Source organism: Actinophytocola sp. (genome assembly GCF_035942955.1).
Lineage (GTDB): Bacteria > Actinomycetota > Actinomycetes > Mycobacteriales > Pseudonocardiaceae > DASYTH01.
On the sequence record NZ_DASZCQ010000113.1, the window covers coordinates 1 to 9,114 of the forward strand.

The 9,114-nt window shown below is 74.3% G+C and carries 8 protein-coding genes; all 8 read left to right on the forward strand.

What is annotated here, in order from left to right; all coding sequences use genetic code 11:
• Nucleotides 1-290 (forward strand): M20/M25/M40 family metallo-hydrolase (locus VGX25_RS11205; protein WP_326917590.1); only part of this gene is annotated, 290 nt, incomplete at its 5' end.
• Nucleotides 287-1,603 carry a formimidoylglutamate deiminase gene (locus tag VGX25_RS11210; protein WP_326917591.1) on the forward strand — a complete coding sequence of 439 codons (1,317 nt, stop codon included), beginning with the start codon at nucleotides 287-289 and terminating at the stop codon, nucleotides 1,601-1,603. The genes VGX25_RS11205 and VGX25_RS11210, both read left to right, overlap by 4 nt.
• Complete coding sequence (hutI, locus tag VGX25_RS11215) at nucleotides 1,600-2,757, forward strand: imidazolonepropionase (RefSeq protein ID WP_326917592.1); 1,158 nt, start codon at nucleotides 1,600-1,602, stop codon at nucleotides 2,755-2,757. The genes VGX25_RS11210 and hutI overlap by 4 nt, the downstream gene beginning before the upstream one ends.
• A 32-nt stretch (nucleotides 2,758-2,789) precedes the next feature.
• A complete protein-coding gene (locus tag VGX25_RS11220) occupies nucleotides 2,790-3,782 on the forward strand; it encodes an aldo/keto reductase (RefSeq protein ID WP_326917593.1) in 993 nt (330 codons plus the stop codon).
• 76 nt (nucleotides 3,783-3,858) lie between these two features.
• Nucleotides 3,859-4,875, forward strand: a complete 1,017-nt coding sequence (locus VGX25_RS11225; protein ID WP_326917594.1) for an ArsR family transcriptional regulator — start codon at nucleotides 3,859-3,861, stop codon at nucleotides 4,873-4,875.
• Nucleotides 4,876-4,984: 109 nt separating this feature from the next.
• The gene (locus tag VGX25_RS11230) at nucleotides 4,985-5,140 is read left to right on the forward strand and encodes a hypothetical protein (protein ID WP_326917595.1); all 156 of its coding nucleotides are present in this window, start codon (nucleotides 4,985-4,987) and stop codon (nucleotides 5,138-5,140) included.
• Nucleotides 5,137-8,292 carry an ATP-binding protein gene (locus tag VGX25_RS11235; RefSeq protein ID WP_326917596.1) on the forward strand — a complete coding sequence of 1,052 codons (3,156 nt, stop codon included), beginning with the start codon at nucleotides 5,137-5,139 and terminating at the stop codon, nucleotides 8,290-8,292. Before VGX25_RS11230 ends, VGX25_RS11235 begins: the two co-directional genes overlap by 4 nt.
• A 23-nt stretch (nucleotides 8,293-8,315) precedes the next feature.
• Entirely contained in the window at nucleotides 8,316-8,924 is a 609-nt protein-coding gene (locus tag VGX25_RS11240) for a response regulator transcription factor (RefSeq protein ID WP_326917597.1), read from the forward strand.
• Nucleotides 8,925-9,114 lie beyond the last annotated feature (190 nt).

The window sequence follows — 9,114 nt, forward strand, 5'->3', positions numbered from 1 at the left end:
CCCCCGCCGAGGGCTGCGCCGTCCGCGTCGTCGAGGAGTCGTACGGCGACACCGTGCGCTTCGACGCGCGGCTGCGCGACGAGCTGGCGGGTGCGCTGGGTGGGGTGCCCGCGTTGCCGACCGGGGCCGGTCATGATGCCGGGGTTTTGGCCGGGTGTGTGCCGGCGGGGATGTTGTTCGTGCGTAATCCGACGGGGGTCAGTCATGCGCCGGCCGAGTATGCCGAGCCGGCCGATTGTGCGGCGGGTGTGACGGCGTTGGCGATGGTACTGGAGCATCTGGCGAGATGACGACGACCTACTGGTGTGAGCGGGCCGCCCTGCCGGACGGCATTCGGGACGGTGTTCTGGTCGTCGTCAACGACCAGGGTTCGATCGGCGCGGTGTCGACGGCGGAGCACGCGCCGCCGTGGGCGTACCGGTTGGCCGGGGTGGTGTTGCCCGGTTTCGCCAACGCGCACTCGCACGCCTTCCACCGGGCGCTGCGCGGCCGCACGCACGTCGACGGCGGCACGTTCTGGACCTGGCGGGACAAGATGTACGCGCTGGCCATGCGGCTCGACCCGGACCGGTACTTCGCGCTGGCGCGGGCGGTGTACGCGGAGATGGTGGTGGCCGGCATCTGCCTGGTCGGCGAGTTCCACTACCTGCACCACGCGCCGGACGGATCGCGCTACGACGATCCCAACGCCATGGCCGAGGCGTTGCGCCAGGCGGCGCTCGACGCCGGTGTTCGACTATCCCTTTTGGACACGTGTTATCTGACCGGTGGGATCGACACGCCGCTGACCCCCGAGCAGCAACGGTTCTCCGACGGCTCGGTGGATGCCTGGGCGGAGCGGGTGGCCGCGCTGCGTGGCGACGAGTCGATGCTGGTCGGCCTGGCGGTCCACTCGGTGCGGGCGGTGTCCCGCGACGACCTCGTCGCGATCGGCGCGGCGGATCCGCGCCGGCCGCTGCACGTGCACCTGTCCGAGCAGGCCGCCGAGAACGAGGCCTGCCTCGAGGCGTACGGTCGCACGCCGGCCGAGTTGCTCGCCGAGACCGGGGTGCTGTCCGAGCGCACAACGGCGGTGCACGCCACCCATCTGTCCACTAAGGACATCGAGCTGCTCGGCTCTTCCGGGACCGGGGTGTGCTTCTGCCCGACCACCGAGGCCGACCTTGCCGACGGCATCGGCCCGGCCCGCGAGCTGATCGACGCCGGCTGCCCGATGTCCCTCGGCACCGACCAGAACGCGGTCGTCGACCCGCTGCTCGAGGCGCGGGCGCTCGAGCACGGCGAGCGGCTGCGCTCCGGCCAGCGCGGCCGGCTGCGCCCCGCGGAGCTGGTCACGACGTTGACCTCGGCCGGGCACGACAGCCTCGGCTGGACGGGTGGCGGGCGGATCGCCGTCGGCGCGCCGGCCGACCTGGTGGCGATCCGGCTGGACAGCCCCCGGACCGCCGGCTGCGCGCCGGACCAGCTCGTGCTCGCGGCCACCGCCGCCGACGTGCACGCCGTGGTGTCCCGCGGGAGGATCGTGGCGCGCGACGGCCGCCACGAGCAGCTCGGTGACGTCGGGCGGCTGCTGTCGGAGGCGATCGAGGGGCTCTTGGCATGATCACGGTGATCACCGGGATCGGTGAGCTGACCACCAACGACGAGGAGTTAGGCCAGATCTCCGACGCCGCCGTGGTGATCGACGGCGACCGGATCGCCTGGGTCGGGCCCGCCGTGCGCGCCCCGGCCGCCGACGCCAGGGTCGACCTCGACGGCCGCGCCGTGCTGCCCGGCTGGGTGGACAGCCACACCCACCTCGTCTTCGCCGGCGACCGGACCGAGGAGTTCGCCACCCGGATGGCCGGAAAGCCTTACACCGCGGGGGGAATCGCTGTGACCGTCGCGGCCACCAGGGCCGCGACCGACGCCGAGCTGTCCGACGTGCTGCGCCGGCACGTCGCCGAGGCCATCTCCCAGGGCACGACCTACCTGGAGACCAAGACCGGCTACGGGCTGACCGTCGCCGACGAGCTGCGCTCGGCCCGCCTCGCCGCCGCCCATGTCGACGAGGTCACCTTCCTCGGCGCCCACCTGGTGCCACCCGGCTGGGCCGCGGACGACTACGTCGACCTGGTCCGCGGCGAGATGCTCGACACCGTGGCCCCGCACGTCGGCTGGGCCGACGTGTTCTGCGAGACCGGCGCGTTCGACGAGGACCAGTCGCGGGCCATCCTCACCGCCGCCCGGCGCCGCGGCCTCGGCCTGCGCGTGCACGGCAACCAGCTCGGCTTCGGCCCCGGCGTCCGTCTCGCCGTCGAGCTCGGCGCCGCCAGCGTGGACCACTGCACCTACCTCACACCGTCCGATGTGGATGCTCTGGCCGGGTCGGCAACGGTGGCCACGCTGCTGCCCGCCTGCGACCTGTCCACCCGCCAGCCGCTGCCGCCGGCGAGAACCCTGCTGGACGCCGGCGCCACCGTCGCGCTGGCCTCCAACTGCAACCCCGGCTCCTCGTACACCACGTCGATGGCCTACTGCGTCGCCACCGCGGTGCTGCAGATGCAGCTGACCGTCGCCGAGGCCGTCCGCGCCGCCACGCTCGGCGGGGCCCGCGCGCTGCGCCGCGACACCGGCGCCGGCGCCATCGGCCTGCTGCGCCCCGGCTCGCGCGCCGACCTGCACGTCCTCGACGCGCCCTCGGCCACCCACCTCGCCTACCGGCCCGGCGTCCCACTCACGCATTCCGTATGGCAGCACGGCATCCGCGTGCGCTGAGCTGGAGTTACTCCGGCGGTAGGTTGGATATCATGGAATACACGCACCTCGGCCGCACCGGTCTGTCCGTGTCCCGCCTCGTGCTGGGCACGATGAACTTCGGTCCCGAAACGTCCGAAGAGGACAGTCATGCGATCATGGATCGCGCGCACGAGCACGGGATCAACTTCTTCGACACCGCCAACGTCTACGGCCGCCAGGTCGGCAAGGGGGTCACCGAGGAGATCATCGGCCGGTGGTTCGCCACCGGCGACGGCCGCCGCGAGCGCACCGTGCTGGCCACCAAGCTGTACGGCCCGATGGGCGACTGGCCCAACGAGAACCGGTTGTCGGCGCTGAACATCCGCCGCGCCTGCGACGCGTCGCTGCGCCGGCTGCGGACCGACTACATCGACCTGTACCAGATGCACCACATCGACCGGTCCACGCCGTGGGAGGAGATCTGGGAGGCGATGTCGGTCCTGCGGCAGCAGGGCAAGATCCTCTATGTCGGCTCCTCGAACTTCGCCGGCTGGCACCTCGCCGCGGCCCAGGAGGCGGCCCGGGACCGGCACATGGTCGGCCTGGTCAGCGAGCAGTCCCTGTACAACCTGCTGTACCGCTGGGTCGAGCTCGAGGTGTTGCCCGCGGCCCGGCACTACGGCATCGGCGTCATTCCGTGGTCCCCGCTCGGCGGCGGCGTGCTCGGCGGCGTCCTGCGCAAGCAGCGGGAGGGCGCGACCTCACGCAGCACCGCCGGCTGGGAAGCCGAGCGGCTCGCCCAGCACCGCGACACGATCGAGGCCTACGAGAAGCTCGCCGCCGACCTCGGCGAGGACCCGGCGGTGCTCGCCCTGGCCTGGCTACTCCACCAGGACGGCGTCACCGGTCCCATCATCGGCCCGCGCACCCCCGACCAGTTCGACTCCGCCCTGCGCGCCCTCGAGGTCACCCTCGACGAGAAGACCCTCACCCGCCTCGACGAGCTGTTCCCGCCGCCCGCCCCCAACGGCGCCAAACCCGCCCCCGAGGCGTACGCCTGGTAGCCGTCCCATTCGGACCCGCGCCGCCGGCCCCTGGCCCTAGGATCGCGGTGCGACCCGCGGGTGACCGGGAGGCGGCGTGCGGATCCATTTCACTGCGCGGGACCTGGCGCTGACGCATCTGGCCGACGACGCGGATCCGTTGTGGGAGCTGGTCAACAGCGTGCAGGCGCTGCAGGGGCGGTACGGGCGGGTGGTGCTCGGGCAGTGGCGGCGGCAGGTGGCCGCGGATCTGCGGCGGGCCGACCTGACGGCGCGGGTGCGGGCCCGGCTGTTCGCGATCGCCCCGCACGCGTCGTACTACCCCGATCTGCTCACGCCGCCCGAGGGCGCGCTTGGCCTGGACGCGGGGGTGGAGACGATCCTTGGCACGCCGCGGCGGCGGCTGGGCACCGAGATCGGCCGGCTGGCGGGGCACGCGGGCGCCGGGGCCTGGCTGGCCGATCTGGCCGCCGGGCGGGCCGGTGCGCTTGCCGAGCTGGGTGACGTGCTGCGGGCGTACCACCGGTGGGCGGTCGCGCCCTACTGGGATCGGCTGCGCGTCCACGTGCACCGGGACCTGGCGATGCGCCGGCGGATTCTGCGCGAGCACGGGATCGACGGGCTGCTGGACAGCTTCGCGCCGATGCTGCGGTGGCGCCGGCCGGTGCTGGAGTTCGGCCGGCACCCGTCGAACCGGGAGATCCATCTCGACGGGCGCGGCCTGAGGCTGGTGCCGTCGTACTTCGCCCAGCTCAACCCGCAGACGATCATCGATCGTGAGCTGCCGCAGGTGATCGTGTACCCGGTCGAGCACGATCCCCGGTGGCTGACCCCGGCCCAGCCCCGGCCGGACCGGCGGGCCCTTGCGCGGCTGCTCGGCGAGACCAGGGCGGCGGTGCTGCGGTCCGTGCTGGACGGCTGCACCACGACCGAGCTTGCCCGGGGGGCGAGCACGTCCCCGTCGTCGGCCAGCCGGCACGCGGCGGCCCTGCGCGCGGCCGGCCTGCTCGTCACCCGGCGGCACGGCGGTTCCGTGCTGCACACCGCCACGCCGCTGGGCGCCGAGCTGGCCACCGGCCGGCCGCGCGCGGATCGTGACCACACCGCCACCTGACCGCCTGGCTGCGCCTTTTCGCCCACGTGCAAAGGGAATAGTCGCCGACCCGCGGGGCCTGAATGATTCTCCCGTTCGAATCCGTGCGCGGGGAGGGAGTTGATCGTTGATGAAGAGCCGGTTGCGCAGAGTGCTGGTGGCCGTGATCGCGGCGGCCGCGGGGTTCGGTAGCGCCGGGGCGCCGGTGCCGGCCGGCCAGAGCGGCGCGGGCCCGGACCACGTCGCGGTCAAGTGCTACGACTGGTGTGGTTCGTCCCAACGTTGAGCTCGCCGGTCGACGTCCTGGTGCTCGGGCCGGTGGCGGTGCGGATCGACGGTCGGCTCGTCGTTCCCTCGGCCAGGAGCATCAGGACACTGCTGGGGATGCTGGCGGTTGCCGGCCAGCGTGGCATGTCCGACGCCGCGCTGGCCGAGCGGCTGTGGCGGGATCCCGACAACGAAACCGGTCTACGCGTTCTCGTGCACCGGGCGCGCGCGTGGCTGCGGGACGCGGCGGGCCCGGCCGTGACGGTGGTCCGGACCCCCGCGGGGTACGCGCTGCGGTTCGACGCGGGCGGGTGCGACCTCGACCGGTTCAACGAGATCGTCGCCGGCGCCGCGACCCTGCCGGATGCCGACCGGGCAGGGGCGCTCGACTCGGCCCTGGCACTGTGGCGCGGGCCGGCGCTGGACGGGGTGCCGGCCGCCGAGGCCGAGCGGAACGAGCTCGAGCAGGCCCGGCTGCGGGTCGCGGTGGACTGCGCCAAGGCCTGGGTGGCGGCCGGCGAGCCGGCACGGGCGGTGTCCCTGCTCGGGCCGCTCGTCGACCGGCACCCGCTGGACGAGCCGGCGCATGGCGTGTGGATCGAGGCGCTCGCCGCGTCCGGACGCCAGGCCGACGCGCTCGCCGCCTACGAGAGCCTGCGTGTGCGCCTGCGCGAGGAGCTGGGCATCGACCCGAGCCGCCAGGTGAGCCGGGCGCTTCTGCGCGTGCTGCGCCAGGAGGTGCCGGCCGCCGCGGGCGGGGCCGCCGACCGGCGACCGGCGCCGGCCCAACTCCCCGCCGCGGCCGGCACGTTCGTCGGTCGCGGCGCCGAGCTCCGCCGGCTGGACGGGCTGCTCGGCGGCGGGAGCAACGCGATCGGCGCGATCGTGGGTCCCGGTGGGGTCGGCAAGACCACCCTCGCCGTGCGGTGGGCGCAGCGGGTCGCCGGCCGGTTCCCGGACGGTCAGCTCCACGTCGACCTGTGCGGGTACTCCGGCGCCGCGCCGATCCGGCCGCTCGAGGCGCTGACCGGGTTCCTGCGGGCGCTCAGCGTCCCGGCCGGCGACCTGCCGACCCGCCTCGACGAGGCCGCCGCGCTGTTCCGGTCCACTGTGGCCGGCCGGCGCATGCTCGTCCTGCTGGACAACGCCCTCGACGCCGCGCAGGTGCGCCCGCTGCTGCCCGGCGCGCCGACCTGCCTGGTGCTGGTCACGAGCCGGGACCGGATGGACGGGCTGGTCGCGCTCGACGGAGCCGTACCGGTGCGCCTTGACGTGCTCCAGGCGCCCGACGCTCTCCGGCTGCTGCAGGAAACTCTTGGGGCGCAACGGATCCTCGGTGAGCGGGCGGCCGTCGCCGGCATCGTCGATGCGTGCGCCGGCCTGCCGCTCGCGCTGCGCATCGTCGCCGCCCACCTGATCGCCCGCCCCGGTCTCTCGCTCGCGCGCTACGCCGGGCAGCTTCGCGAGCCCGACCGGCTCACCAGGCTCGCCGTCGAGGGGGATCCGCACGCCGCGGTCGCCGCGACGTTCGCCCACTCCTACCAGTGGCTCGAACCCGGCGCCCGGCGGATGTTCCGCCTGGTCGGGCTGATCCCGGGGGCCGACCTGACGCCGGCGGCCGCGGCGGTGCTCGCCGGGTGCTCCCCGGACGAGGCGGCCCGGCTGCTGTCCCGGCTGGCCGCGAGCCACCTGCTCACCGAGCCCGATGCGGACCGGTACTCCTGCCACGACCTGCTCCGCGCGTACGCCGCCGAGCTGGCCGAGCGGGAGGACGCCGAGGCAGAGCGTGCGGCCGCGCTGGCCCGACTGTCCGACTGGTACCTCGCCACGGCGGATGCCGCCGCCCGAACGCTTTTCCCGCAGGCGTTGCGGCTGCCGCTGCCTCCATCCACTGTAGACGCATTGCGGCTCGACGACGCGGTGGACTGGTTGGACCGGGAGCGGGGCAACCTGGTCGCCACGGCGCTGCACGCGGCCGGGCACGGGCGCGGTCAGGTGACCTGGTTGCTTGCCGACACGCTGCGCATGTACCTCTTCCGCTGGCGGCACACGGCCGACGGGCTGCGACTGGCCGAGGCGGCCAGGGACGCCGCCAGGCTCGCCGGGGACCTCGGCGGGCACGCCGCCGCGGAGCTGGGGCTCGCGACGGCCCGGACGGCGCTCGCCGAGGTCCCGCGGGCCCTCGAGCACTGCGAGCGGGCGGTGGAGCTCAGCCGGCGGGCCGGGTGGACCGACGGCGAGGTCGGCGCGCTGGCCAACCTGGCCATCCTGCACACCGAGCTGGGCGATCTCGACGCCGCGACCCGGTGCCTCGAGCGGTGCCGGGCCATCAACCAGCGCCTCGGCAACGTCGCTCGCGCCGGCGCGGCGCTGAACAACCTCGGAACCGTGCACCTGCACGCCGGGCGGCTGGCCGACGCGGTGACCTGCCACCGCGAGGCCCTGCGGCTGTACCGGGAGCTCGGTGACCCGTCCTACGAGCACATCACCCTGCACAACCTCGGGATCGCGCTCCGCGAGCTCGGCGAGATCGATGAGGCGGCCGAGCTGTTCGAGCGGAAGCTGGCGACGATCAGGGCCAGCGGCGAGCAGCACGGCGAGGCCGGCGCCCTCGCCGAGCTGGCCCAGATCGCCATCGAGCGGTCGCGGTTCGACGACGCCCATGGCCTTGCCGAGACGGCATTGCGCGTGGCGGAGCGGACCGGTGACCGGCTCAACGAGACGGCCGCACGGATCCGCCTTGCCGAGACCTGCCGGCGGTCGCGCCGGCTCGACGAGGCGAGCGAGCACGCCCGGCGGGCGCTGGAGCTGGCGCGCGTGCAGCGCAACGCCCGGCTCGAGGCCGAGGCGCTGCTCGCCACCGCACTGACCGATCGGGCGCTCGGCCACGGCGGTGACGCGTTGCGGCATGCCCGCCAGGCGCTCGCCCGGTGCCACGAGTGCGGCCTGGTGTTGGTGGAGGGGCGGGTGCTCGGCGCGCTGGCCGGCATCCACCTGGCCGCCGGACGCCCCCGGCGCGCGACCGAGCTCGCCCGGCTGGCCCTGGCGACCCACACCCGCACCGGCAGCCTGCTCGGCCAGGCGCGGGCCCGCGACGTGCTGGCGCAGCTCGGGATCGGCCCGCCGGCCCCGGCGGAACCGGGCGAGCTGGCGGATGTAACGGGCATGTAAGTGGCCTGGCTTAGCGTCGCGCCGTGCTGACCAATGGGGAGTGCCGGGATCGTGCCCGGATCAGGGTGGCCGTCTCGGTCCGCGGCATCGCGCTGCGGGACCGGCTCGACCGCCTGGTGCGCGGGTTGCCATGGGCGGAACTGTGCGCCGGCCGGGGCCCGGCGATCGATCTGTCCTTTGTGGACGTAGGAGACGCGGTGCGGCCGGCCGCCGTCGTCGCGGTGCTCGAGCGGCCCGACCCCGGCCTGCTGGACGCCGCCGTCCGCGCCGGCGCGCGCGGGCTGATCCTGGCCGACGATCCGATCGAGGACTTCCGGCGCGCGATCCGGGACGTGCTCTGCCGGGGCGGCTGGATCTCGCCCCGGCTCGCCCGCCAGCTTCTCGCGCGCCTTCCCACCGGCGCGCCCGCCGATCCCACGGCGCTGCTGACGCCGCTGACGGCACGCGAGCGGCAGGCGCTGCGGCTGCTGGTGGAGGGCCGGGTGAACGCGGAGATCGCCGCCACGATGTACGTCAGCGTGAGCGCCGTGAAATACCACGTCTCGAACATCCTGCGAAAGTTCGGCTGCCGCGACCGGACCCAGCTCGTCGCGCGGTTGAACCGCGCCGGTGTCCACGCCGGACACCTGTGAGTTCGGCCGAGAACTGGCCTCTGGGCTAGGGCGCCGGCCGGTCCGCACGCGAAAACATGTGCGTATGAGCGAACTTCCACGAATGTCGCGGCGGGGAATCCTCGCCGCGGCGGCGCTGGGCTCGGCGGCGACGCTGCTCGGCAGCGCAACGAGCAGCGCCGATCCGCCCGAGTATCACCCGGCGCCGGAC